22 protein-coding genes are annotated in these 22567 nt (G+C 62.2%); 14 read left to right on the top strand and 8 right to left on the bottom strand.

Going from position 1 to position 22567, the window contains the following annotated elements; genetic code table 11:
* Positions 1-9 precede the first annotated feature (9 nt).
* The 4 genes from V1288_RS03675 to V1288_RS03660 form a co-directional block, all read right to left on the bottom strand.
* A complete protein-coding gene (locus tag V1288_RS03675; protein WP_334355779.1) occupies positions 10-441 on the bottom strand; it encodes a GNAT family N-acetyltransferase in 432 nt (143 codons plus the stop codon).
* Complete coding sequence (locus tag V1288_RS03670) at positions 438-1583, bottom strand: DUF418 domain-containing protein (RefSeq protein WP_334355778.1); 1146 nt, start codon at positions 1581-1583, stop codon at positions 438-440. Before V1288_RS03670 ends, V1288_RS03675 begins: the two co-directional genes overlap by 4 nt.
* A gap of 46 nt (positions 1584-1629) precedes the next feature.
* Positions 1630-2982 (bottom strand): malonyl-CoA decarboxylase, encoded by a 1353-nt coding sequence (locus V1288_RS03665; RefSeq protein ID WP_334355777.1) that lies wholly within the window; start codon positions 2980-2982, stop codon positions 1630-1632.
* Positions 2983-3261: 279 nt separating this feature from the next.
* Positions 3262-3948, bottom strand: a complete 687-nt coding sequence (locus V1288_RS03660; RefSeq protein WP_442893908.1) for an AraC family transcriptional regulator — start codon at positions 3946-3948, stop codon at positions 3262-3264.
* Positions 3949-4135: 187 nt separating this feature from the next.
* Here V1288_RS03660 and V1288_RS03655 point away from each other — a divergent pair, with 187 nt between their 5' ends.
* The 7 genes from V1288_RS03655 to V1288_RS03625 all read left to right on the top strand — a co-directional run bounded on the left by V1288_RS03655 (position 4136) and on the right by V1288_RS03625 (position 12091).
* Complete coding sequence (locus V1288_RS03655) at positions 4136-5317, top strand: MFS transporter (protein ID WP_334355776.1); 1182 nt, start codon at positions 4136-4138, stop codon at positions 5315-5317.
* Positions 5318-5504: 187 nt separating this feature from the next.
* Positions 5505-5921, top strand: coding sequence for a hypothetical protein (locus V1288_RS03650; RefSeq protein ID WP_334355775.1), 417 nt, complete (start codon positions 5505-5507; stop codon positions 5919-5921).
* 92 nt (positions 5922-6013) lie between these two features.
* The gene (locus tag V1288_RS03645; RefSeq protein ID WP_334355774.1) at positions 6014-6595 is read left to right on the top strand and encodes an OmpA family protein; all 582 of its coding nucleotides are present in this window, start codon (positions 6014-6016) and stop codon (positions 6593-6595) included.
* Between the two features lie 112 nt (positions 6596-6707).
* Positions 6708-7454, top strand: coding sequence for a transporter substrate-binding domain-containing protein (locus V1288_RS03640; protein ID WP_334361187.1), 747 nt, complete (start codon positions 6708-6710; stop codon positions 7452-7454).
* Between the two features lie 589 nt (positions 7455-8043).
* Entirely contained in the window at positions 8044-8895 is an 852-nt protein-coding gene (locus V1288_RS03635) for a formate/nitrite transporter family protein (protein WP_334355773.1), read from the top strand.
* A 62-nt stretch (positions 8896-8957) separates the two neighbouring features.
* Entirely contained in the window at positions 8958-10694 is a 1737-nt protein-coding gene (locus V1288_RS03630; protein ID WP_334361186.1) for a bifunctional protein-serine/threonine kinase/phosphatase, read from the top strand.
* 650 nt (positions 10695-11344) lie between these two features.
* Positions 11345-12091, top strand: a complete 747-nt coding sequence (locus tag V1288_RS03625; protein WP_334355772.1) for a hypothetical protein — start codon at positions 11345-11347, stop codon at positions 12089-12091.
* A gap of 117 nt (positions 12092-12208) precedes the next feature.
* Here V1288_RS03625 and V1288_RS03620 read toward each other — a convergent pair whose 3' ends face one another.
* Together V1288_RS03620 and V1288_RS03615 are read right to left on the bottom strand one after the other, a co-directional pair.
* Entirely contained in the window at positions 12209-13003 is a 795-nt protein-coding gene (locus V1288_RS03620; protein WP_334355771.1) for a substrate-binding domain-containing protein, read from the bottom strand.
* A gap of 172 nt (positions 13004-13175) precedes the next feature.
* A complete protein-coding gene (locus V1288_RS03615) occupies positions 13176-14399 on the bottom strand; it encodes a polyhydroxyalkanoate depolymerase (protein WP_334355770.1) in 1224 nt (407 codons plus the stop codon).
* 173 nt (positions 14400-14572) lie between these two features.
* Here V1288_RS03615 and V1288_RS03610 point away from each other — a divergent pair, with 173 nt between their 5' ends.
* Positions 14573-15226, top strand: a complete 654-nt coding sequence (locus V1288_RS03610) for a glutathione S-transferase family protein (RefSeq protein WP_334355769.1) — start codon at positions 14573-14575, stop codon at positions 15224-15226.
* Positions 15227-15530: 304 nt separating this feature from the next.
* On the top strand, positions 15531-15965 hold the full coding sequence (locus tag V1288_RS03605) for a cupin domain-containing protein (protein ID WP_334355768.1): 435 nt from the start codon (positions 15531-15533) through the stop codon (positions 15963-15965).
* Between the two features lie 243 nt (positions 15966-16208).
* Here V1288_RS03605 and V1288_RS03600 read toward each other — a convergent pair whose 3' ends face one another.
* Positions 16209-16424 carry a hypothetical protein gene (locus V1288_RS03600; protein WP_247830889.1) on the bottom strand — a complete coding sequence of 72 codons (216 nt, stop codon included), beginning with the start codon at positions 16422-16424 and terminating at the stop codon, positions 16209-16211.
* 186 nt (positions 16425-16610) lie between these two features.
* Between V1288_RS03600 and V1288_RS03595 the strand changes: the two genes are divergently transcribed.
* Positions 16611-17000 carry a hypothetical protein gene (locus V1288_RS03595; protein ID WP_442893907.1) on the top strand — a complete coding sequence of 130 codons (390 nt, stop codon included), beginning with the start codon at positions 16611-16613 and terminating at the stop codon, positions 16998-17000.
* Positions 17001-17015: 15 nt separating this feature from the next.
* On the opposite strand, the gene V1288_RS03590 is transcribed toward V1288_RS03595, so the two are convergent.
* Positions 17016-18122, bottom strand: a complete 1107-nt coding sequence (locus V1288_RS03590; RefSeq protein WP_334355767.1) for a mandelate racemase/muconate lactonizing enzyme family protein — start codon at positions 18120-18122, stop codon at positions 17016-17018.
* Between the two features lie 119 nt (positions 18123-18241).
* Here V1288_RS03590 and V1288_RS03585 point away from each other — a divergent pair, with 119 nt between their 5' ends.
* The 4 genes from V1288_RS03585 (at position 18242) to V1288_RS03570 (ending at position 22567) form a co-directional block, all read left to right on the top strand.
* Positions 18242-19078, top strand: coding sequence for an AraC family transcriptional regulator (locus tag V1288_RS03585; protein ID WP_334355766.1), 837 nt, complete (start codon positions 18242-18244; stop codon positions 19076-19078).
* Between the two features lie 148 nt (positions 19079-19226).
* Entirely contained in the window at positions 19227-20153 is a 927-nt protein-coding gene (locus V1288_RS03580) for an SMP-30/gluconolactonase/LRE family protein (protein WP_334355765.1), read from the top strand.
* Positions 20154-20305: 152 nt separating this feature from the next.
* Positions 20306-20899 (top strand): GNAT family N-acetyltransferase, encoded by a 594-nt coding sequence (locus V1288_RS03575; RefSeq protein WP_334355764.1) that lies wholly within the window; start codon positions 20306-20308, stop codon positions 20897-20899.
* Positions 20900-20923: 24 nt separating this feature from the next.
* The gene (locus V1288_RS03570; RefSeq protein WP_334355763.1) at positions 20924-22567 is read left to right on the top strand and encodes a GMC family oxidoreductase; all 1644 of its coding nucleotides are present in this window, start codon (positions 20924-20926) and stop codon (positions 22565-22567) included.

Here is a 22567-nt window from a genome sequence, read left to right as displayed (position 1 = left end):
CGTCCGCCATCAGTTCTCGGACACCAGCCCCTTGTCGATGGCCGATTGCCGATTCTTGAAAATCGCCATCGCCGTCTTCATCCGCAGGAAGCCGAATTTCGCATACAACGGCTCGCGGCCGGCGACCGAATAGAGAAGGATCTTGGTGTGCGATCGCGATTGGTCGACCAGCCTTTCGATGATCTGCTTTCCGAGACCGAGCCCCTGATGGCTCGGCAGCACGGCAACGTCGCAGAGATAGGCGCAATCGCGCCCGTCGGCCAGAACGCGGCCGGCGCCAACGAGCCGGCCGTTGTCGCGGGCAAAACAGCAAAACATGCTGTTGCCAAACACCACTTCGAGATCGTCCGCATTCTTGTTGCCGAGCGGCGCGGCGCGGTAGAGGGCTTCAAGTTCCTGCCAGTCTACGCCAGCCCGGTCGTCGGTCCAGATAATCGTCATCGTGCGGCCTCAGCTTTCAAGAGCGACATCGGTTGCGGCACGCCATACATCAGCGTGCGCCATAGCCATTCGACCGGGCCATATCGGTAACGGCCAAGCCACCACGCGCTAAGCAAGACCTGCGCTAGGTAGACGGCAATACCGATCGTCAGCGCATTGGCGACACCGAGGCGGCCGAACAGGCCGAGACCATAGCCATAAAAGATCCAGCCGAAGATCAGGGACTGTGCGAGGTAGTTGGTGAAGGCCATGCGTCCCAGCGGCGCGGCCCAGCCAAGCAGCCTCCTTCCGCTCGCGAGATTGGCGATACCGATGATGGTGGCAGCGTAACCCAGTGCCAGCACGATGGTGCCGAGAGCGTCGGCACCAGCAAGGATCAATGCCGCGCCGAGGCCAACACAGGGAGCGCCGGTCGACAGCAGGCGCCGGGGTGGGCTTTGCAGAATGCCGGTGCGCCAAGCGAACGCTCCGAGAAGGAACAGCCCAATCGTGCGCGGAAAAACAAAGGCGTGCAATGGAACGATGAGCGGAATCTCGCGGAGCCGGAACGCCACTACGTCGAGAAAGCCGCCGGTCGCATAGATGCGGATAGCGTCCGCGACATGCTGCGTGATCGTGGCCGTGCCGGGAGACAATCCAGCCGGCGGAAAGGCCTGCATCGCAAGATAAAGCCCAACAAATGCCAGCGCGGCGACGGCCAGCAGCCAGCGCGGGCCAAACAGGAACGGCAGCACGATCAGGCCGGCCAGCGCATATTCGGTGAGAATATCGCCGTTCCAGATCAGGCAGAGATGAATTAGCCCGAAGACCAGCAACACGGCGAGCCGGCGTATGAGAAGCGAGGTGCGGCGCTCACTGTTCGCAAGCCGCTCGAACTGGATGGCAAGGCCGGCGCCGAACAGCAGCGAAAACAGTGCAAATGCCTTCATCTCGACAGCCAGCGTCAAGATCGTTTCGATGGCGCTGTCGATCGGCGATGCCGGAGACTTCTGGGAAAGGAACTGTTCGAAGATCGAGACGCGAAATTCATTGACGACGTTGATCGCGAGAACGCCGAATAGGGCGATGCCCCGCAGCACGTCGATGGCGGCGATCCGCTCGGCGGGGTCGATCGGCCGGAGAGGTGCGACGCCATCGGCCATGGCAGCATGATTTCCAACTGAGCGGCGAATGAAAGCCGCGAACGCTCTACGACAGCCGCATGTCCAGTAATCGCCGGCCTTCGGTCTTGAGCAGCTTCTTCACCGCGCTGGACGCGGCGATCTCGCCCTGGTTGGCGTAGGCCTCGTGATTCTTCTCGATGTCTTCCAGCCGGTAGAGGTAGTTGACCATGACTCCTGCGGATTCGCGCAGGCCCTTTGGCGACAGGTCGCCGAGCCAGTTGATCTTCTCCAGCCGCGCGCCATTGCCGATGTGGAAGCGCGCCACCGAATCGATCAGCCGGCCCTTTGGCGTGCGGGCTTTGAGGAAATAGTGCGCGGCCAAGGGCTCGAGCACCGCGCGTAGTTGCGCGGTCAGTTCGGTGTTCTCGAACCAGTCCGGCTTGTCGAGGGCCTCCAGCAGCGTCCGCTCCTCGTCGCTGACCGGGACGTCATCGGCCTGCTTCAGCCATTGCATGAAGCCCGGAACCGGGGACAGCGTGATGAAGGTATCGAGTTTCGGCAATTCGCGCCGCAATTCCTCGGCCACCTGCTTGATCAGAAAACTGCCGAAGGAAATGCCGCCTAGACCTTTTTGCGTATTCGAGATCGAATAGAACACGGCGGTGCGGGCGCGTTCGATCGGCACCGGCTGACGCTCGGCCGCGAGCAGCGGCGCGATCGCGGTCGGAATTGCCTCGGTCAGTGCAACCTCGACGAAGATCAGCGGTTCGTCTGCAAGCTGGGGATGGAAGAAGGCGTAGCAGCGGCGGTCAATCGGGTCGATGCGGCGGCGCAAATCGTTCCAGTCGCGGATTTCGTGCACGGCCTCGTAACGGATGATCTGTTCCAGAATATTCGCTGGCGTCGACCAGTCGATCCTGCGTAGCACGAGAAATCCCCTGTTGAACCAAGAAGACAATAGATGAACGACGTCGCGGTCGAGCGCGGCCAGATCCTTGTTGCCCTTCATCAGGGAAAGCAGGTCGGCGCGCATCGCCACCAAATCGCTGGTGCCGCCCGGCGCACGGTTGAGCCGGCGGATCAACTCCTGCCGCTGCGGCTCGGATGCAAAGTGAAGGTCGCTGGCATCGCTGTCGTTCGGCTGGCTGCGCCAGCTCTCGATCGCCTGCGACAACTTCTCGCGGTCGGGGCCGAAGTCTCTGGCCAGCCTTTCGAAGAAGGCAAGCCGGCCGGCAGCGTCGAGGTTATGGTAGCGGTCGAGCACATCGCGCGCCATCGCGGTGCCGGATGCTTCGCCACGGCCCGACAGCAGCGCCTTGCATAGTTCGATCAGCTCCGATGCATCCTGGCCATCGTTCGACGGCCCGGCTCGCCGGAGCAGCGTGCGGCCGCGTTCTGAAATGGTCGCGAGAAGATCGGAGAAGAAGGCGTTGGCCATATGGTGGGTCGAATCCAGTGGGGGCGCCGGAATCTTATACGGGATTTAGGTCGCTGCCGATCACAATCAAGCGCATGGATCGTACGGAAATATGTCATGTCTCGAAACTATATGTCGTCATGGCCGGGCTTGCCGACTTCGCTGAAGCTACGCCGGCCTTACGCTTGAATGCCCGGCGAAGCCTTGGCATAGCCGGGACCCGGCCATCGATCCTTGGAAAAAGCCTTTTCGTGAAGAGTGATGGATACGCGGATCAAGCCCGCGTATGACGATTTAGCCTCACTCCTTCCCGGCAAATTCCGTCGGCGTTTTGCCGGTAACCTGCCGGAAGGCGTGGGAAAACGCAGGTACGCTGGCATAGCCCAGATCCGAGGCAAGCTGCTTGACCGAGACGTTCGCGTCCGTCGACAGCTTCTCGATGGCGGCAGCAATCCGGGCACGCTGGCACCAGCTCTTGAAGCTCAATTGTGACTCCGATGAGAACAGCCGCGACAGCGTCCGCACCGAGGTGCCGACCTCGCGCGCCAGCGTCTCGATCTCATGGTTGCCGGTCGGGTCCGCGAGCACGATGTCGGCGGCGCGCCGGCAGCGCGGCTCGCGCGGTAGCGGGATGAAGGTCGCGGAATCCTCCGCCTGGTCCAGCTCCATCATCGCGAGCCGTAATAGAAGCTCCGTTCGCTCGCGGTCGCCGCGATCGTCGAACAGCGCGAGTATGGTCTGATGCAGCAGCGGCGACACCCGCACCACGAATTCCGCGACGAGGCTGTGGCTGCGCGCCTCGCGCTGCAGCCAGTCGAGTTCGAAATAGAGCGTCCGCATCTCGATATCGGCCAGCACGTCGATCGCGTGTTCCGACAGGGCGGGGACCCAGACCGCGCGATCCGGCGGCACCAGCCAGCGGCCTTTCGGCGTCGTCACCTGCATCGTGCCTTTGGCGGCATAAACGAGCTGCGCCTCGCGATGCATGTGGGTGTCGAGCCGGACGCCCTTCTTGTATTGTAGCTGTTCGCAATCATGTGGATGCCGTCGCCGGTCGAGATGCGGTGTCCGATGATGGCGGCAATTGGCTTTTCGGCGATATTCATTGGCGACATCCCGTCAGGACAACCACCTATAACCTATTTCGGAAAATTGCGGGATTCGGGAATCGACCATGAACAGCCCCAGCCGGGTGATCACTTTCGTCAATGCCGCCCATTTCATCGACCATTATGCGATGCTGATTTTCGCCGCCGCCGTCATCATCATGGGGCCCGCGCTCGGCATGGCCTATTCGGAACTGCTGCCTTACGCCACCCCGGGCTTCGTCGCCTTCGGTGCCGGCTCGCTCATCACCGGCTGGCTTGGCGACCGCTGGAGCCGCCGCCACATGATGGTAATCTTCTTCCTCGGCATCGGCGCGTCGATGATCGCGGTCGGCTTCGTCTCGAGCCCGCTGCAGCTCGGTGCGGCGCTGCTCGCGATCGGCCTGTTCGCCTCGATCTATCATCCCGTCGGCACCGCGATGATCGTGTCCTATGCCGACAAGCTCGGCCGCGAGATGGGCCTGAACGGCGTCTGGGGCAATCTCGGCGTTGCGTCCTCGGCGCTGGTCACCGGCGTGATCGGGCAATATCTCGGCTGGCGCTGGGCCTTCATCGCGCCGGGAATCGTCACGGTCCTGATTGGCGTCGCCTTTGCCTTGATGGTCGTGCACGAGGACCGAACGGGCACCAGGCAGGCAGCGGCGCAGGTGCGCGTGGCCAAGCAGGACATGTGGCGGGTGTTGCTGGCCCTGCTGATCGTGGTGATCGCGATATCCACCACGTTCAACGCCATCACCGTGGCGATGCCGAAACTGTTCGCTGAGCGGCTGGCCGGCGTGACCAGCAGCCCGGCGTTGCTCGGAGTCATCGCGGCCGGCGTCTATGTGTTCGGCGCGATGACGCAATATACGATCGGCAAGTTGATCGACCATTATTCGCTGAGAGCCGTGATGCTGCCGCTGTCATTTTTGCTGGCGCCGTTCATGTATTTCGCGGCGACGCTGTCGAATCTGCCACTGATCATCGCCTCTATCGGCATCGTGATGGGCGCGTTCGGGCAGGTCACCGTCAACGACGCCATGGTCGGCAAATACACCAGCGAGGAGTGGCGGTCGCGCGCCTATTCGGTGCGCTACTTCATCGGCTTTACCGCGGCGGGTGCGTCCGTCGGTCTGGTGGCATGGCTTTACGAGAAGGGCGGCTTCGTCACCATGCTGCAGGCGTTCGGCGCGCTGTGCCTGCTGGTGATCGTGGCAGCGCTCATCCTGCCGCGGGAGATCAAGGTGCCGGCGGCGCAGACGGCGCCGTGAGGTCACTCGATCGTTGGCAGCCGGGCTGTTGAACTGATGGCGTCATCATTCCGTCATGGTGCCGGCGGCTGGGGCATGGGGTTTTGCTGCCCGCGACGATTTGCTGCGGCGCAATAGCCCGACTGGACTGCCGTGAACCCAAACAGAACACTTGACCATCGCCACCCTCCTTGTGTGAGGTGCGCGCATGACCCGAATCCGACTTTTCCTGTTCATCATTGCGATATTGGTGCCGTCGCTGGCGGCGGCCCAGACCATGAAATTCGAGGAGGCCGCGGCCATGCTGGCCGCGAGTTGCGGCAAAGACATCGACGACAATTGCCGCGGCGTCAATTTCGACGCGACGCGCCTGAAGGAGTGCCTGGGCCGCAACCAGGACGTGGTGTCGGCGAAGTGCAAGGCCGATTATCCCCAGGCTCTCGGCGCCATCCAGCAACGCATCACCGCGCGCACTTCGCTCGTAAAGCTGTGCAATTGGGAGTTGAACCGGCTGTGCGGCGAGGTCCGGCAGGATCCCGTGAAGGGGCTGCAATGCCTGTTGGAATCGACCAAGAAGGCGACCCCGAACTGCAACAAGGCGATCAGCGCGGCGGGGTATCGCTGATGCTTTGGGGGGAAAAACTGCGCGGTATCGGTTTCTTGCTTGCTGCCTTGGTCCTGCTTGCCTTGCCGACGACCGCGCGCGCGCAAGCGGCCATGTCGAGTGGCGATATCATTGAGAAGCTTGCCGTCGACGCCGAGTCGGATATCGACCTGGCCGCCTTGCGCCAGCAGGCCGCCGATCGCATCAAGGCAAGGGCGGATGCCCAGCCGCAAAAGCGGCCGCCGATCGCGCCGCAACTGACGAAGCTGCCGCAACTCCGTTTCGACGTCGTGTTCGACCAGGACTCGTCCCTGATCCGGCCGGCCTCCTATCAGACAATCGGCAGCATCGCCGACGCGCTCACAGATCCGAAGACGCGACCCTATCGCTATCTGATCGTCGATCATGTCGAGTCTGCCGGAAGGCGCGACCACAATCTGATCCTGAGCCAGCGGCGCGCCGAATCGGTCCGCGATGTCCTGGTCAACACCTTCAAGGTGTCGCCGAAACGGCTTCAGGCCCTTGGTCTGGGCGAGGAACAGTTGCAGGATGTCAGTCGTCCGGCGTCGCCTGCCAATGCGCGCGTCCAGATCATTGCGATCGGCAAGTTCGAAACGGCCGATCCGGCCAAGCCGGCAACACCGGCTGCGGGGGCACCAAAAGCCGCCGCTGCGGCTAAGAAAAAGAAGCGCTGATCATCCGTGAAAGGGTGAGCGCGACGCCAGCCGCCGGCTGGGGAAGGAGCACCCGATGTCCAATCAACCCTCGCCGAAAATTGCCGGCCTCTTTCTCGGAGTAGCAGTGATGATGACCGCGCCCGCCGCTGCCGATGCCTTGAAGGACGAGATCGCGCCGACCGGCAAGCTACGGGTTGCGATTGCGATCAGTCCGGCCGGTGGCGCCTTCTGGTCGACCAAGACCGAAACCGGCTATGCCGGCGTGCCGGTCGATCTCGGCAAGGCGATGGCGGAGCAACTTGGCGTCCCCGTCGAATATGTCGCGCACAACAATTCCGGGCAGATCGTCGATGCGGTCTCCAAAGGCACCTGGGACGTCACCTTCCTGCCGAAAGATCCGGAACGTGAGGGCAGGATGGCGTTTGGGCCGATCTATGAGGTCGCGGACGCGACCTACATCGTCAAGCCAGCTTCACAGGTCACGAATTTTGCAACGCTCGATCAGCCCGGGATCAAGGTCGCTGCCGTCAACAACACGACCACGATGCGCGGCGCGATCGCGCATCTGAAGAACGCCAAGGTCACGGGCTACCAGACCTACGACGAAATCTTCGGCCTGCTCAAGGCCGGCGAGATCGACGCGTTCGCGCTGTCGCGCGACCAGCTCAACGCCATGGCAAAACAGATCCCGGGCACGCGCGTGCTGGACGAAACCTTCAAGCAGACGGTGACGGCTGTCGCCGTGCCGCCCAATCGTCCGCTGTCGCTGGCGTTTACGGTCAAGTTTCTGACCGAGGCGATCGCCAACGGCACGCTGCGCAAGGCCTATGACAATAACGGCCTGAAGGACCGGCCGGTGCGGACGCAGACGAAGTAGGCGAGAGCTGCCTGAACGATGGTCTATCCTCTCGTCATTCCGGGGCGATGCGAAGCATCGAACCCGGAATCCATTCTGCACCTTGTGTAGAGGTTGAATGGATTCCGGGTTCGCGCTACGCGCGCCCCGGAATGACAGCGTTAGCGGCCTGCGCGGCGGGCGCTAACATCTGTGCAACTGCACAAATACAAGGCACCGATCCCGGTCAGCCGCCGCGCGATCGGGCCATAACCACGTAGATATACGCGCTTTTTCCAGCCCACGGCCCGGTTTCGGGTTGGCACATCGATTGCTTAATCCTGTCTCAGTCAATGACGACTGCCGTCCTTTCGGATTGCCAAGGCCAGCGTTGGCCGACGGCGTTGGATCAAGCGGCCTCGCGTGAGGCGCTTCGAGCAGTCTTCGGGACCACCTCATGATGGCTCGCGCATCCTAAGTCCCTTATCGGGCGTGACCTGCGTCGTTCTGTGCCGTTCAAAGGCGGCGCCGGATTTGTCGCGCACGAGGACGGCAAGATTTTTCACTTAATCGGTGCACGGCTGCGCAGCATCCGGCGCGCTTCAACCTTGTCTCGAAAAGGGGAAATGGAATGGCCTATCTCGCGCCTTCGGAATTCGTGACCAAGATGGTCGACGCCGGAGAATCCAAAATCTTCATGTCGACGCGCGATACGGTCATCCGCGCCTACATGGCCGGTGCGATCCTCGCGCTCGCCGCGGCGATGGCGGTGACCATCAACGTGCAGACCGGCACGCCGATCGTCGGCGCCGCGTTTTTTCCGGTCGGCTTCTGCATGCTGTACCTGTTTGGCTTCGACCTGCTCACCGGCGTCTTCGTTCTGTGTCCGCTGGCACTGATCGACAAGCGCCCGGGCGTCACGCTCGGCGGCGTGCTGCGCAACTGGAGCCTCGTGTTCATCGGCAATTTTGCCGGCGCGTTCACGGTGGCGGTGATGATGGCGATCGTGTTCACCTTTGGCTTCTCCTCGCCGCCGGACAAGGTCGGCACGGTGATCGGCCAGATCGGCGAAAGCCGCACCGTCGGCTATGCCAATCACGGCGCGGCCGGCATGCTGACGCTGTTCGTCCGCGGCATGCTCTGCAACTGGATGGTGTCGGCCGGCGTGGTCGGCGCAATGATCTCCACCCAGGTCAGCGGCAAGGTGATCGCGATGTGGATGCCGATCATGCTGTTCTTCTTCATGACCTTCGAGCATTCCATCGTGAACATGTTCCTGTTCCCGTCGGGCCTGCTGCTCGGCGGCAAGTTCACCTGGTTCGACTATATCTTCTGGAACGAGATTCCGACCGTGGTCGGCAACCTCGTCGGCGGCCTCGCCTTCACCGGGCTGACGCTGTACGCGACCCACGTCAAGACCGGCCCGTCGCGCAGCGCGTCGGCTGCAGCATCTTCGCGGCCGTCCTCGCGCATTGCCGCTTGATCTTGAGATGAGGATGGGCCTCTCCTCGTAAGGGGAGAGGCCCATTGTCGCGAAAGCCGGGAATGCCGCGCGAGCTGAAAATATCGATCGGACAATTTTCCGATAAGGGAGCCAAGGAAACCAACCAGGATTTCCACGGCGTCCTGATCCCGGACGAGCCGCTGCTCAGCCTCAAGGGCATTTCCATCGTGCTGGCCGACGGCATCAGCACGAGCAAGGTCAGCCGGGTCGCCGCGGAATCGGCGGTCAAGGGGTTTTTGACCGACTATTACTGCACCTCGGAATCCTGGTCGGTGCGCACCTCGGCGCAGCGCGTGCTGGAGGCGACCAATTCCTGGCTGCATTCGCAGACGCGCAGCCAGTATGCCTATGACAAGGATCGCGGTTACGTCTGTACGCTTAGCGCCATGGTCATCAAGTCGACCACGGCGCATCTCTTCCACATCGGCGATTCCCGCATCTATCGTCTCTCCGGCAACACGCTGGAGCAGCTCACCAACGACCACCGCATCGTCATCTCCTCGCAGCAGAGCTATCTCGGCCGGGCGCTTGGCGTAAATCCGCAGATCGAGATCGACTACCAGATGCTGCGGCTCGAGTCGGGCGACGTCTTTGTGCTCGCGACCGATGGCATCTATGAGCATCTCAGCGCCCGTCGCATTGCAAAGGCGGTGAACGAAGCCGGCGCCGATCTCGACGCAGCGGCGAAGGGGATTGTCGACCAGGCTTTTGAGGCTGGCAGCGAGGACAATCTCACCGTTCAGATCGTCCGCGTCGATGAGGTGCCTGATGGTGCTGCCAGCGAAGTGTTTGCGCAGCCGCATGAACTGCCGCTGCCGCCGCTGCTGGAGGCGCGGGCGGTGTTCGATGGCTACCGGATCGTCCGGGAGCTGCACGGCTCCAGCCGCAGTCACATCTATCTCGCCGTCGATATCGAAACCGACGCCGTGGTCACCATCAAGATTCCGTCGATCGATCTGCGCGACGATCCGGCCTACCTGAAGCGGTTCATGATGGAGGAGTGGGTGGCGCGGCGGATCGACAGCCCGCATGTGCTGAAACCCTGCCTGCTGCAGCGCAAGCGCAACTTCCTGTATGTCGCGACCGAATACATCGAGGGGCAGACGCTGACGCAATGGATGATCGACAATCCAAAGCCAGGGCTGGAAACCGTGCGCGGCATCGTCGAGCAGATCGCCAAGGGGCTGCGCGCCTTCCACCGCAAGGAGATGCTGCACCAGGACATCCGGCCCGACAACATCATGATCGACGCCACGGGCACGGTGAAGATCATCGATTTTGGCTCAACGAAAATCACCGGCGTCGTCGAGGCCGAACCGTCAGGCATGCACAACGACATTCTCGGCACCCAGCAATACACCGCGCCCGAATATTTTCTCGGCGAGCCGGCGACCTCACGCTCCGACCTGTTCTCGCTCGGTGTCATCACCTATCAGATGTTGACCGGAAGACTGCCCTACGGTTCGCAGATCGCGAATGCGCGGACGCGATCACAGTTCAACAGGCTGGTCTATCGTCCGGCGTCACATGGGGACCGGGACCTGCCGCAATGGATCGATGGCACGCTCGAGAAGGCCGTGCATCCCAATCCCTACAAGCGCTATGACAGCTTCTCGGAATTTTTGTTCGACCTGCGGCATCCCAATGCGAACTATCTCGCCACATCATCGACGCCGCTGATCGAGCGCAACCCGCTGCTGTTCTGGAAAAGCACGACCGTCGTGCTGGCGCTGGCCGTCATCGTGCTGCTGGCCATGCAGCACGGCATGCATCGCTAGGTTCGTCACCATTGCCGCGATCGGATCCATGTCGGTATCGAAGTGGATTTGCCTGCCGCCCCATCCGATCATTTCGTCTCTTCCTGCCAAGGCTGACACCGATACGCTTTCAAAAATCGTTAACAGCGCTTTACCTGACGAATGCGAGATCGGGCGAGCGCGACAATCCGGCGTTTGCCTTTATGGCTCGAGCGCCCAACCGCGGCAGATCACTCTCCTCCCTTCATGAAACGTTAGGGCTCGCTCCTGTGGTCGTTTGCAACCCGTAGGTGCGACGTCTAGCTTTATCTTCCGGCGACGAATCGGGCGTACATCCCGCATGAAGGGGTTGGCGACATGGTAGAGACAGGTGATGTCGAAGGTCGGCTCTGCGGTGAGCTTGCCGCCTCGATCGCGAGCCATGTGACTCTGCATGGACATAAGGGAGAGGCCACGAGGTCGTGAAGGACAAACCCATCCGCATCCATCCGATCGTCAGCCGGCTGGTCGATCCGGCGGTGCTGGAGAAGATGAAGGTGCGGCCGGTGGGCGAGGCGGAAAAGGGCGAGGCGGCGACATGATGGTCGGCGGGCCGCGCAAGATGGGCGAGGCAGCAAGATACATCGCATGACAACCCCATCTGAAACCGCGAAATCTGGAAGAAGATGACTGTGTCCGCCTTCGCCCGTCTGAACAACTTGCGATATCGAAAAGCCGCCATTTTTGCAGCGGTGCTCCTGGGCGTGCCGCTGCTGCTCCGGCTGGTGCTGCAGGTGCCCTTCGCGACGATGTTCACTCTGATGGCGTTCGTTTGCATCATGCGGTTGTTGCTTCACGCATGGCCCCGGAATCCTCAAACCGGTGTACGGCGCCGTGGGTGGCTCGTTCCATTCGCCTGTGTCTTTGGTGTCATGCTGTTCATTGGTGCATGGGCGACGCAGCCGCATTTCGGCGCGAACGTCTGCCCTTCGAAGGGATTCATGTGGACTACCGACTTTGTCGAAGAGGTCCGGCCGAGGATACGCCGTGCTGTCCGTGACCGTGGGCGCCAACTAGGCAGCGAACTGCCCGCCGGCGTGACCGTTGAGCAGTTTGTCGCTGTCGCCGATCAAGCCGTGGACCTGTTAAAACAGTGTGTAGCCGAGCGCGATGTCAACTATTGCCGCTACGCCGGCTCCGATCCGAACGGGGTCATGATGGATGCCTATACAAGAGATGGGCCGAACGACATAGCACCGAAAGACAGGAACAAGTACCGCTATATCAAGGCAGGCCTCGATTACGATATCTCGATGGTTCAATCAGACGCAGGCGAAAGCTGGTATACAATTCGGGTCAGGCGGTTTGGAAAGCCTTTAGAGGCGGGCGGAAAAATTTGTTACTTGGGTTGCTGGTGTAACGCTAAGTATGGACGATGAGCGAGCTTTTTTCTTCTCGTGCCCGGACGCAGGGCAGCGCGAGTGCTGCGAGCCGGGGCGCAAGCCTACTTTGCATGGGGTTGTTTTCGCGATTTTCCGTTCAGGCCCTGCGGTGCTTTAGTTCGTCGCGCCCGACGCGATCGGATCCATGCCGCTCTTGACGATCTCGCCGCGGGCGGCGGGGGAGGCGAGGAACTTGATCAGCGCCTTGCCGGCATCGGGCTCCTTGGAGACGGTGGCAATGCCTGCGGAAAATACCGTGATCTTCTGCAACTCGTCCGGCAAAGGACCTACGATCTCGATGCCTTCCACCGGCTTCAATTCGCTCATCTGCTGGAAGCCGATCTCGGCGTCGCCGCGCGCGACGATCTCACCGACGGGCGTGGCCGGAATCTTCCGCGCCTTGTCCTTCATTTCCTCGGCAATGCCGAGCTTGCCGAACATCTCGGTCGAGACGTAGACGCCGCTGGCGCTGTCGGAATAGGCGATGGTCTTCACCGCCAGCAGCGCGCGCTTGAGCGCGTCGGGCGTAGAGATGTCCGGCTTCGGCGTGCCTGATTTGACGGCGACCGCGATCGGCGATTTGACGAGATCGACTTTGCTGTCGGCGACCGCCTTGCCCTTCTTGGCGAGATCGTCGAGCGCATAGCCGACCATGATCAGCACGTCCGCAGGTTCGCCGCGCTCCAGCCGCACCGGGATCGCATTGGTCGTCGTGCCCATCGACGGCCCGTAGGCGGTCAGCACTTTATGGCCCGTCGCACGCTCGAATTCAGGAACCAGCGCCTTGTAGGCCGCCGTCAGCCCGCCCGAGATCATCACGCGGACCTCGGCGGCGCCGGCCGTGACGGTCAGCAGGCATACGCTGAGAACGGCGAGCGTGAAGGCGCGAAGATCGGTTGAAAGACGCATGCTGGTTTCTCCCCGAGGACGACTCTTTGAACGGTCGGCCTTGGGAAGATGTTAGCGTGCGAAGGCAGGTTAGCCTAGCGCTGGCGTCATTCCGGGGCACATCGAAGATGCGAACCCGGAATCTCGAGATTCCGGGTCTGGTCCTTCGGACCATCCCGGAATGACCGGCTGCTTACGAATTCACGTGCACGAAATCCCGCAGCAGCGGATAAATCTCGTTGTTCCAGCGCTTGCCCGAGAACACGCCGTAATGGCCGACGCCGGCCTGCATGTGGTGCACCTTGCGATAGGCGCGTACACCGGTGCAGAGGTCCTGCGCCGCCAGTGTCTGGCCGATCGAGCAGATGTCGTCCTTTTCGCCTTCCACCGTCATCAGGCCCATGCGACGGATCGAGGCCGGGTTCACCGGCCGGCCGCGATGCATCAGTCTGCCCTGCGGCAACAGATGCTCCTGAAACACGTCGCGCACGGTCTCGATGTAGAATTCCGCGGGCAGGTCCATCACGGCGAAATATTCGTCGTAGAAGGTCTTGATGACTTCCGCCTTCTCCCTCTCGCCTTTCGCCAGATGATTGGCGAGGTCTATGTGCTGCTTGATGTGGCGCTCGAGATTCATCGAGACGAAGGCGGTGAGCTGCACGAAGCCGGGATAGACCTTGCGGAACGCGCCCTTGCACTGCACCGGCACGAAATTGATCAGGTTTTTTTCGAACCAGTTGATCGGCTTGCTCCTGGCGAATTCGTTGACCTTGGTCGGCTGGATCCGGGTGTCGATCGGCCCGGCCATCAGGGTCAGCGTGGCCGGGCGGGCGGGATGATTGTCCTCCGACATCACGGCGGCAGCGGCCAGCGCCGATACCGACGGCTGGCAGATCGCCACCATGTGCGCGCGCGGGCCGATCTTGTCGAGGAAGGTGATCAGGTGATCGGTGTAATCCTCGAGCCCGAAGCGGCCGGCATGAAGCGGGATGTCGCGCGGGTTATGCCAGTCGGTGATGTAGACGTCGTGGTCCTGCAGCAGCGTCTTCACGGTGGCGCGCAACAGGGTGGCGAAATGGCCGGACATTGGCGCCACCAGCAGCAGCCGCGGCTGCTCCGGCGCGTTCTCCTTCTTGAAGTGCAGCAGCGACCCGAACGGGGTCGCGAAGGTGACTTCCTCGATGACCTCCAGTTCCCGATTGCCGACCAGCACCGTGTCGATGCCATAGGCAGGCCGGTGATAGGTGAGGGAGGACCGCGAGATCAGTTCGAGCGAAGCGGCGAGCCGGCCAAACAGTCTGTCGGAGACGCCCTGCGGCACCAGATTGAGATATTTCAGGGTCGCCGCGGCCCCGGTCCGCCATGGTGACGTCAAGTCCATGTGGTTCTGATAGGCTTGGTACATCATTGACATCATTCACATCCGCCCCCGTCTTGGGATGCCATGCAATATCGACGCCAGAGCCGGCCCGGCCGCCTCTAAAACTGGCACGTGGCTTGCTCCACAAATGCCCGACGCACAGGCATTGGGCGGCTGCGCGGCTGGCTACCGTGCCTGCGCGGAGGCGCTTTGGGGGTTCGAGGGGCTATATGGCAAAGACCACACTGACCATCAGCAGCAAGAATTACTCGTCCTGGTCGCTGCGCGGCTGGCTGCTGGCGAAATTCTCAGGGCTGGAGTTCGAAGAGATCGTCACCGCCCCCGACGATGCGTCGGCGCGGGCCGAAATTCTGCTGCTGTCGTCATCGATCCTGGTGCCGTGCCTGCGCCATGACGGCGCCACCATCTGGGATACGCTGGCGATCGCAGAATACCTCAACGAGGTCATGCCGGACGCCGGCCTGTTGCCGGCCGACCGGATCCGGCGTGCGCATTGCCGGTCGATCTGCGGCGAAATCCATTCAGGCTTCACCACGCTGCGCGCCTCGCTGCCGGTCAACCTGAAGGGCCATTTCCCGGGCTTCAAGATCTGGTCGCGCGCGCAGGCCGATATCGACCGCGTCTGCACCATCTGGCGTGAATGCCTCGCCGAATCAGGCGGGCCGTTCCTGTTCGGCGAGCGCACCATGGCGGATGCGATGTATGCGCCCGTCGTCACCCGTTTCATGACCTATGACGTGAAGCTCGAACCTGCGCTTGCGGCCTACGCCAGCACCATCATGGCCATGCCCGAGATGCAGGAGTGGATCGAGGCCGCCAAGGCGGAGCCCGCCGACATCGAAGAGCTCGAGGTCGAATATTAGGCAGGCCGCGCGCCACCTGCCCGTTTGAAGGGCTCAAGCATCGGGCAGGATATGCTCACGCCAGAGCCAGCCTCGGTTGGCGTCGCCGGTCCCGCGGCCGCCGACTGAGCCTTGCTGAAGGCGGATTCCGGCTTCCCGACAAATGCTTCGCTGCTTCGATGCCGGCGATCGCTGCATTGCGGCGCGACTGGCGTGGATTTCGCATAGCAACATGCAGCCGTGAACGCGACGATGCGACGCTGCCGAAAATCTGGACGCACTTCGCCCGGTCGCGATCTCGCCAACGCGAACCGTGGAGGCTTCAATGAACCAGCAGGCCGTCGTCAGCAAATTCTCTCACGTCAAATCCGGCGATACCGAATTCAAGGGCGGAGGTCTGCGCGACTTCTTCCTGTATCGCGATCTCGGCATCGCCGACGCCACCGGCGGGCAGGTGATCTGCCATCTCGTCAAGGCCAACCCCGATCTGCCTCCGGAAGAGGGCACCGGCTGGCACAAGCACGAATGCGAATTCCAGATCGTCATCATGACCAAGGGCTGGGCGCGGTTCATGTATGAGGACAAGTCGACGCTGGTACAGGCCGGCGACGTCGTCCACCAACGGCCCGGTATCACGCATTACCTCTACGACTACTCGGAGGACATGGAGTACCTCGAGATCGTCAGCCCGGCCGACTTCAAGACCGTCGACGTGCCGCCGGCCGTCGACAAAGTGCCTCCGCCGACCCCCTGGAAGTGACCGCCATGTCGTCCCCCGAGGAATTAACCTTTGTCGTCGGCCGCTGGCTGCGGCCGATTGTTGTGGTTCTGGATGTGGTGCGCCGCCTCGGATTGCGGGCGACATCTAGCCGTGAACAACGGAGTACGACGCGAAATCAGTGATTCGGGCGCGATTCGTTCCATCGCCGTTCCGAACGTAAAGATGGCGCGCGGTTCCGTCGCATTCTGGCACAATGCGAGCGCCTTTCGGTTGCGCGAAAGCTCAGATCGCGCTGGAACGCGGCAGCCTCCAGCCGACTACCGTGGCCTCGACCATGCCGCCGGTTCTGTCATTGCGCCATTGGCCATCGATCCAGCGGCAGGCGAAGGGCAGTTGGTAGGTTCCGCTGTGATCCTCGCAAAGAACTTCTACCGGTTGGTCCGTCGGCGGATTCCCATTCCCGTCGAACTGCGCCAGCCGCTTTTCACGCGTTGCCATACAATCAATCTCCACTGCCGCGGGCCGTTTGAGGCTCACGGCAAAATCCATCCACCATTAACGAGGTGAAGCACAACGCCTGAATGAGGTATCAGTATGGTATCTCTGGGGTCGGAGACCTGCTTCGTGCAAATTGCCGTGATGGACGTTCCCCGTGCGCTGGATGCTTTTGGAACGAGGATTTCAATGATTGATCCGATGGCCAAGATCACCTTCGCCGCTTTAGCGCTGCTGATGGCGTCACTGCCAGCGACCGTTCACGCCCAGGACGTTCCCGGCATCGAGATTTGCACCGTCGAAAAGACCATGGAGCGGCGCACCTCTTGCCTGCAGAGCAATGTCGACTTCCTGCAGAAGACGATCACGAAGCTGACTACCGACCATCAACAGAAGATCGACGCCACAAACCGGCAGATCGAGGCGCTGAAGGGCGCGGTCATTGGCTTGCAGAAGGTCGTGAGCGAGCTGCAGGCGGCGAAGGCAGCGGAAGATGCCAAGAAGGCCGCAGCACCCGCGGCGAAGGATGCCGCGCCGGCTGCGAAGGATGCGGCGCCGGCAAAGGACGGCTCGAAGTAGCGGCCCATCCCGCGGTCACGACACGCGGTATTGCTCCATGATGGCCTTGTCCGGTTCATAGCCGATCCCGGGCCCCTGCGGGACCTCGACATCGCCATTACTGTCGACGTCGATGCGGCCGCGCCAGAGGCATGCGGCGCGCTTCATGTAAAACGCCTCGACGAAACTTGCGTCGTCGCGCAGCGACATCAACTGCAGCGTCGCCAGGAAGCCTGGCCCGAAATACGGCGAATGCGGCGCCAGCCTGACGCCGAGTTCGTCGGCCAGCGCTGCGATCTTCAGATGTTCCGTGATACCGCCAACCTTGATGACGGAGGGTTGCGCGTGGCTTACCGCGCCGGCCTTCATCATTTGCCTGAACTGATGAACCGTGCAGGCGTTCTCCCCGGCTGCAATATTGAGCCCGCCTTTGGTTCGCACTTCGGCGAGCGTTGCAAAATCTTCCGGCGGCCAGACCGGCTCCTCGATGAACATCGGCGCGGCGTCCCGGCAGGAATGCGCGAAGGCGATGGCGGCCGGGCCATCCAGCGGACAATTCAGGTCGACCATCAATGGAGTGCCGTGACCGATCGCTTGCCGCGCGGCAAATACTGCAGGCGTCGTGGTCTCATGCAGTTTGATCGCCTTGTAGCCAAGCCGCAGCGCCGCTTCGCACTCGCTTGCGATCAATTCCGGCTTTCCGATCCTTAGCAGGCTGGCATAGGCGGGAATCCGCGTACGTTTCGCTTCGCCGATCAGCCGATGCAACGGCACGCCCTTCGCTTTGGCGGCAAGGTCCCATAAGGCGATATCAAGCGCCGATATCGCGAACATGGTGATGCCGTAGCGGCCGAACAGATGCAGGTTGCGCTGGATCTGTTCCATGAAGGCGGGAATATCAGCCGCATCGGGAACCCCGAGGCCCTGCGCCTGCGGCGCGATCATTTCCTCGATGGCGGTGCAGGTCGTCCGTGGGCAGACGTAGGCAAAGCCATCGCCCCAGCCGGTGATGCCGGCATCGGTGGAAACCTCGACCATGACGATTTCCAGCGCGGATATGGCGGAAGCGCCTTGCTTGAAACTCGCCACCCCGGCGTCATAGGGGATGCGGATGTGGTGCGCCCGGACATTGGTGATCAGCATGGTTCCCTCCAATCGCGCTCCGGTACATTGTCAGCGGCAAGAACAGAGAGCAAGGATTGTCAAATGAAGCGCGCTGCAACCGATCATAATGCAGGCGCTTCGCATGAAGGCAGCCAGTCATGAATCCGGCCCAGAAAGCGCTCTGGTACATCGAAAGCCATCTCGCCAAGCCGCTGACGCTTGATGAGATTGCTGGTGTTGCCGGCGTCTCGCGCTTCCACATGGTGCGGGCGTTCGCCGCGGCCACCGGATTTTCGGTCATGCGCTATGTGCGTGCCCGCCGGCTCAGCACGGCGGCGCGCGCATTGGCCGCCGGTGCTCCCGACATTCTCAGCCTCGCGCTGGATTCGGACTACAGTTCTCACGAAGCTTTCACACGCGCGTTCCGCGACCATTTCGGCGTCACGCCCGAAGCGGTCCGCGCCGGAGCGTGCCTCGATCGTCTCAAGCTTCAGGAGCCCATCGTCATGGATTCAACCCTGCTCGACACTCTCAAGCCCCCGCGTTTCGAAACGTCCAAGCCGCTGCTGGTCGCCGGCATCAGCGAACGCTGCACCCACGAAAACGGCGGCGCCGGCATTCCCAATCAATGGCAGCGTTTCCACCAAAAGGTCGACGAAATTCCGGACCGCGTCGGAAAGGTTGCCTACGGCGTTTGCTGCAACGGCGACGATTCCGGCAATTTCGATTACATCGCCGGCGTCGAGGTTTCCGACTTCTCCGACCTGCCGCGCGAGTTTGCGCGCGTGCGGATACCCGAACAGAAATATGCCGTGTTCACCCACGCCGAGCACATCTCGACCATTCGCCGCACCGTCAACACGATCTGGAATCACTGGCTGCCGATCTCCGGCATGAAGGCGGCCGACGCGCCGAGTTTTGAGCGCTACGACGAAAAGTTCGATCCGGCCACCGGTAATGGCGGGCTGGAAATCTGGGTGCCGGTGAGGGAATAGCATCACCGCAATGCTGCCCTGCGCCGCGGGATCGCCTGCGGTTGCTTGGCAAGCGATATCGACTTTGCCATAACAAGCGCAACGAAATGTTGCGCTTGCGGGGTCGAGTCTGAAATCCACCTGCAGCCGAAAAGAGCCGGGAGGATTCATGGCCGATATCCGCGTTCTCGCCACCGATCTGGAGTTTCCGGAAGGTCCGGTGGTGATGCCCGATGGCTCGGTTGTGCTGGTCGAAATCCGGGGCAAGCGGCTGACGCGGGTTTATCCCGACGGGCGGAAAGAGGTGGTCGCGCAAATTCCCGGCGGCCCCAATGGTGCCGCGCTCGGCCCCGACGGCAAAATGTACATCTGCAACAATGGCGGCTTTAGCTGGATTCCCACCGGCAAGATGATGATGCCGGGACCGCAGGCCGATGATTATCTCGGCGGCTCGATCCAGCGGGTCGACCTGCAAAGCGGCAAGGTCGAGACCGTCGTCGACAGATGCGGCGAGCACGCGCTGCGGGGACCGAACGACCTGGTGTTCGACAAGCACGGCGGGCTCTGGTTCTCCGACCTCGGCAAGCGCCGCGCCCGCGAGATGGATGTCGGCGCGTTCTACTACATCAAGCCGGGCATGAAGGAGATCGTCGAGGCCGTACATGGTGTGCTGCCCGCCAACGGCATCGGCCTGTCGCCGGACGAGAAGACGGTCTACATCGCGGAGACGCCGACTGCGCGGCTGTGGGGCTATGAAATTGCCGAGCCCGGCACCATCAAGCCGCGCGACGTCATCTATCGCGGCGAGCGCGGCAAGCCGATCGCGGGTCTTGGCGGTTACCAGATGTTCGATTCGATGGCGGTAGAGGCCAACGGCAATGTCTGCGTGGCGACGCTGGTGTCGGGCTGCATCTCGGTGATCGCGCCCGACGGTACACTGGTCGAGCAGGTGCCGACCGGCGACCGCGTCACCACCAACATCGCCTTCGGCGGGCCCGAATTGAAGACGGCTTACATCACGCTGTCGGGCAAGGGCGAACTGATCGCGATGGACTGGGCGCGGCCGGGGCTGGCGCTGAACTTTTTGAACAAATAATACACTGGGGATGCTAGACCCCGTCATTGCGAGCGCAGCGAAGCAATCCATGCCGCCGCGAGGGGATAGATGGATTGCTTCGTCGCTGCGCTCCCTTGCGCAAACGCTTCGTTTGTCGCAGGCAATGACGGTGTGAGAGCGGAGTATTTCAAATGGCCTTTCTTGAACCGGTTCCCCTTCAAGGCGCGCACGCGCGGCTCGAGCCATTGTCGCACGATCACATCGACGGACTCGTGGAAGCGGTCAGCGACGGCGAACTGTGGAAGCTCTGGTACACCTTCATTCCGACCGCCGAAAACATGAAAAAGGAAATCGACCGCCGCCTCGGCCTGCTCGCGGCCGGCTCGATGCTGCCGTTCACGGTGTTTGACGCCGACGGCAAGATCGCGGGCATGACGACGTATATGAACGTCGATGCAGCCAACCGCCGTGTCGAGATCGGCTCGACCTGGTACGCCAGGCGTGTGCAGCGCAGCGCGCTCAATACGCAGTGCAAATTGCTGCTGCTGACCCACGCCTTCGAGAAGCTGAATTGCATTGCGGTAGAGTTCCGCACGCATTTCTTCAATCACCCGAGCCGGCGAGGCATCGAACGGCTCGGCGCCAAGCTCGACGGCATTTTGCGCAGCCATCAGATCGCGCCAAACGGCACATTGCGCGACACCGTGGTTTACAGCATCATCGCCGGCGAATGGCCGACGGTGAAGGCGCATCTCAACTATCAACTCAACGAAAAGCCGCGGTAGCCAAGCCGCGCCAGAAAAGAGACGATGGAAACGTTCGATTATGTGATTATCGGCGCGGGCTCCGCAGGCAGCGTGCTCGCCAACCGGCTCAGCGAGGATTCTGCGAGCCGCATCTGCGTGCTGGAAGCGGGGCCCAGCGACTGGCACCCCTACATTCATCTGCCGGCCGGCTTCATCAAGACGTTCCACATGAAGAGCGTCAACTGGGCCTACAGCCAGGAGCCGGGCCCGTGGACCGGTGGCCGCAGCATCTACGCGCCGCGCGGCAAGACGCTGGGCGGATCGTCCTCGATCAACGGCCATATCTACAACCGCGGCCAGCGCCAGGATTTTGATACCTGGGCACAGCTCGGCAACCGCGGCTGGGGCTATCCGGACATACTGCCCTATTTCAAGCGGCTGGAGCGCCGCGTCGGGGAATGCGACGAGACCTATCGCGGGCGCGACGGCAGTCTCACCGTCACCACCATGGACTGGCAGGATCCGCTCTGCGAGGCCTTCATGGAAGGGGCCATGAGCCTGGGGATTCCGCGCAACCCCGATTACAACGGCGCGATCCAGGAGGGCGTATCCTACTGCCAGCGCACCATCGAGAAGGGCCTGCGCATGAGCGCCGCGAAGGCGTTCCTGCATCCGGCGCGGAAGCGGGGCAATGTCGATGTACGCACCCATGCGCATGTCACCAACCTCATCTTCGAGGGCAAGCGCGCCGTCGGCGTGCGTTATCTCAAGGGCGGCAAGGGCGGCGCTCCGATCGAGGTGCGCGCCAACAAGGAAGTCATCCTTTCCGGCGGCTCTTACAATTCGCCGCAGCTGCTGCAATTGTCCGGCGTCGGATCGCCGGAATTGCTGCAATCGCACGGCATCGAAGTCCGCCACGCGCTGCCCGGCGTCGGCGAGGGCCTGCAGGATCACTACGCGCCGCGTTCGGTTGCACGTGTCAAGAACATCCGGACCATCAACGAACTGCGGCGCGGCATGAGCCTCTGGGTCGAGGCGCTGAAATGGGCAACGACGCGGCGCGGCCTGCTCTCGCTGTCGCCGACCATGGTCTATTGCTTCTGGCATTCGGGCGAGACCACCGAAAGCTCCGACCTGCAGCTCACGTTCACGCCGGCAAGCTACAAGGAAGGCGTGCAGGGCCAGCTCGAGGACGAGCCGGGCATGACGGTCGCCTCATGGCAGCAGCGCCCCGAGAGCCGCGGCTATGTTCGCATCCGCTCGGCCGACCCGTTTGCGCCGCCGATCATCCAGACCAATTACCTGGTCGAGGAGATCGACCGCCGCGTCGTCGTTGCCGGCATGAAGCTGGCACGCCGGCTGCTCGCGTCCAAGCCGCTCGCGCCGTATTATGCCCATGAGGATTTCCCCGGGCCGAAGGTGCAGAGCGACGACGAATTCCTGGCCGCCGCCACCGAGCGCGGCACCACCACCTTCCATCCCGGCTGTACCTGCCGCATGGGACCGGCGGATGCCAAATGGGCCGTAGTCGACGACCAGTTGCGCGTGCACGGGCTGCAGGGATTGCGCGTGGTCGATGCCTCGATCATGCCGCGGATGATCTCGGCCAATCTCAACGCCTCGACACTGATGATCGCCGACAAGGCCTCCGACATGATCCGCGGCAAGGCCGCGCTGGAGGCGGTGCGGTTTCCGGTGCCGGCCTAG

Origin of the sequence: Bradyrhizobium sp. AZCC 2176, assembly GCF_036924645.1 — a bacterium.
In the GTDB taxonomy this organism is placed as follows: domain Bacteria; phylum Pseudomonadota; class Alphaproteobacteria; order Rhizobiales; family Xanthobacteraceae; genus Bradyrhizobium.
Note: the sequence above shows the minus strand (reverse complement) of the source record. Positions and strands in the feature narration are given on the sequence as shown.

Excerpts from the sequence above, each read along its gene's own strand:
- V1288_RS03635 (WP_334355773.1), top strand. The coding sequence starts at position 8,044 with ATGGCCTATCTCGCGCCTTCGGAATTCGTGACCAAGATGGTCGACGCC.
- V1288_RS03595 (WP_442893907.1), top strand. The coding sequence starts at position 16,611 with ATGATTGATCCGATGGCCAAGATCACCTTCGCCGCTTTAGCGCTGCTG.
- V1288_RS03640 (WP_334361187.1), top strand. The coding sequence starts at position 6,708 with ATGACCGCGCCCGCCGCTGCCGATGCCTTGAAGGACGAGATCGCGCCG.
- V1288_RS03675 (WP_334355779.1), bottom strand. The coding sequence starts at position 441 with ATGACGATTATCTGGACCGACGACCGGGCTGGCGTAGACTGGCAGGAA.
- V1288_RS03590 (WP_334355767.1), bottom strand. The coding sequence starts at position 18,122 with ATGCTGATCACCAATGTCCGGGCGCACCACATCCGCATCCCCTATGAC.
- V1288_RS03575 (WP_334355764.1), top strand. The coding sequence starts at position 20,306 with ATGGCCTTTCTTGAACCGGTTCCCCTTCAAGGCGCGCACGCGCGGCTC.
- V1288_RS03655 (WP_334355776.1), top strand. The coding sequence starts at position 4,136 with ATGAACAGCCCCAGCCGGGTGATCACTTTCGTCAATGCCGCCCATTTC.
- V1288_RS03645 (WP_334355774.1), top strand. The coding sequence starts at position 6,014 with ATGTCGAGTGGCGATATCATTGAGAAGCTTGCCGTCGACGCCGAGTCG.
- V1288_RS03580 (WP_334355765.1), top strand. The coding sequence starts at position 19,227 with ATGGCCGATATCCGCGTTCTCGCCACCGATCTGGAGTTTCCGGAAGGT.
- V1288_RS03610 (WP_334355769.1), top strand. The coding sequence starts at position 14,573 with ATGGCAAAGACCACACTGACCATCAGCAGCAAGAATTACTCGTCCTGG.
- V1288_RS03600 (WP_247830889.1), bottom strand. The coding sequence starts at position 16,424 with ATGGCAACGCGTGAAAAGCGGCTGGCGCAGTTCGACGGGAATGGGAAT.
- V1288_RS03615 (WP_334355770.1), bottom strand. The coding sequence starts at position 14,399 with ATGATGTCAATGATGTACCAAGCCTATCAGAACCACATGGACTTGACG.
- V1288_RS03650 (WP_334355775.1), top strand. The coding sequence starts at position 5,505 with ATGACCCGAATCCGACTTTTCCTGTTCATCATTGCGATATTGGTGCCG.
- V1288_RS03670 (WP_334355778.1), bottom strand. The coding sequence starts at position 1,583 with ATGGCCGATGGCGTCGCACCTCTCCGGCCGATCGACCCCGCCGAGCGG.
- V1288_RS03665 (WP_334355777.1), bottom strand. The coding sequence starts at position 2,982 with ATGGCCAACGCCTTCTTCTCCGATCTTCTCGCGACCATTTCAGAACGC.
- V1288_RS03660 (WP_442893908.1), bottom strand. The coding sequence starts at position 3,948 with ATGCATCGCGAGGCGCAGCTCGTTTATGCCGCCAAAGGCACGATGCAG.
- V1288_RS03620 (WP_334355771.1), bottom strand. The coding sequence starts at position 13,003 with ATGCGTCTTTCAACCGATCTTCGCGCCTTCACGCTCGCCGTTCTCAGC.
- V1288_RS03630 (WP_334361186.1), top strand. The coding sequence starts at position 8,958 with ATGCCGCGCGAGCTGAAAATATCGATCGGACAATTTTCCGATAAGGGA.
- V1288_RS03570 (WP_334355763.1), top strand. The coding sequence starts at position 20,924 with ATGGAAACGTTCGATTATGTGATTATCGGCGCGGGCTCCGCAGGCAGC.
- V1288_RS03605 (WP_334355768.1), top strand. The coding sequence starts at position 15,531 with ATGAACCAGCAGGCCGTCGTCAGCAAATTCTCTCACGTCAAATCCGGC.
- V1288_RS03585 (WP_334355766.1), top strand. The coding sequence starts at position 18,242 with ATGAATCCGGCCCAGAAAGCGCTCTGGTACATCGAAAGCCATCTCGCC.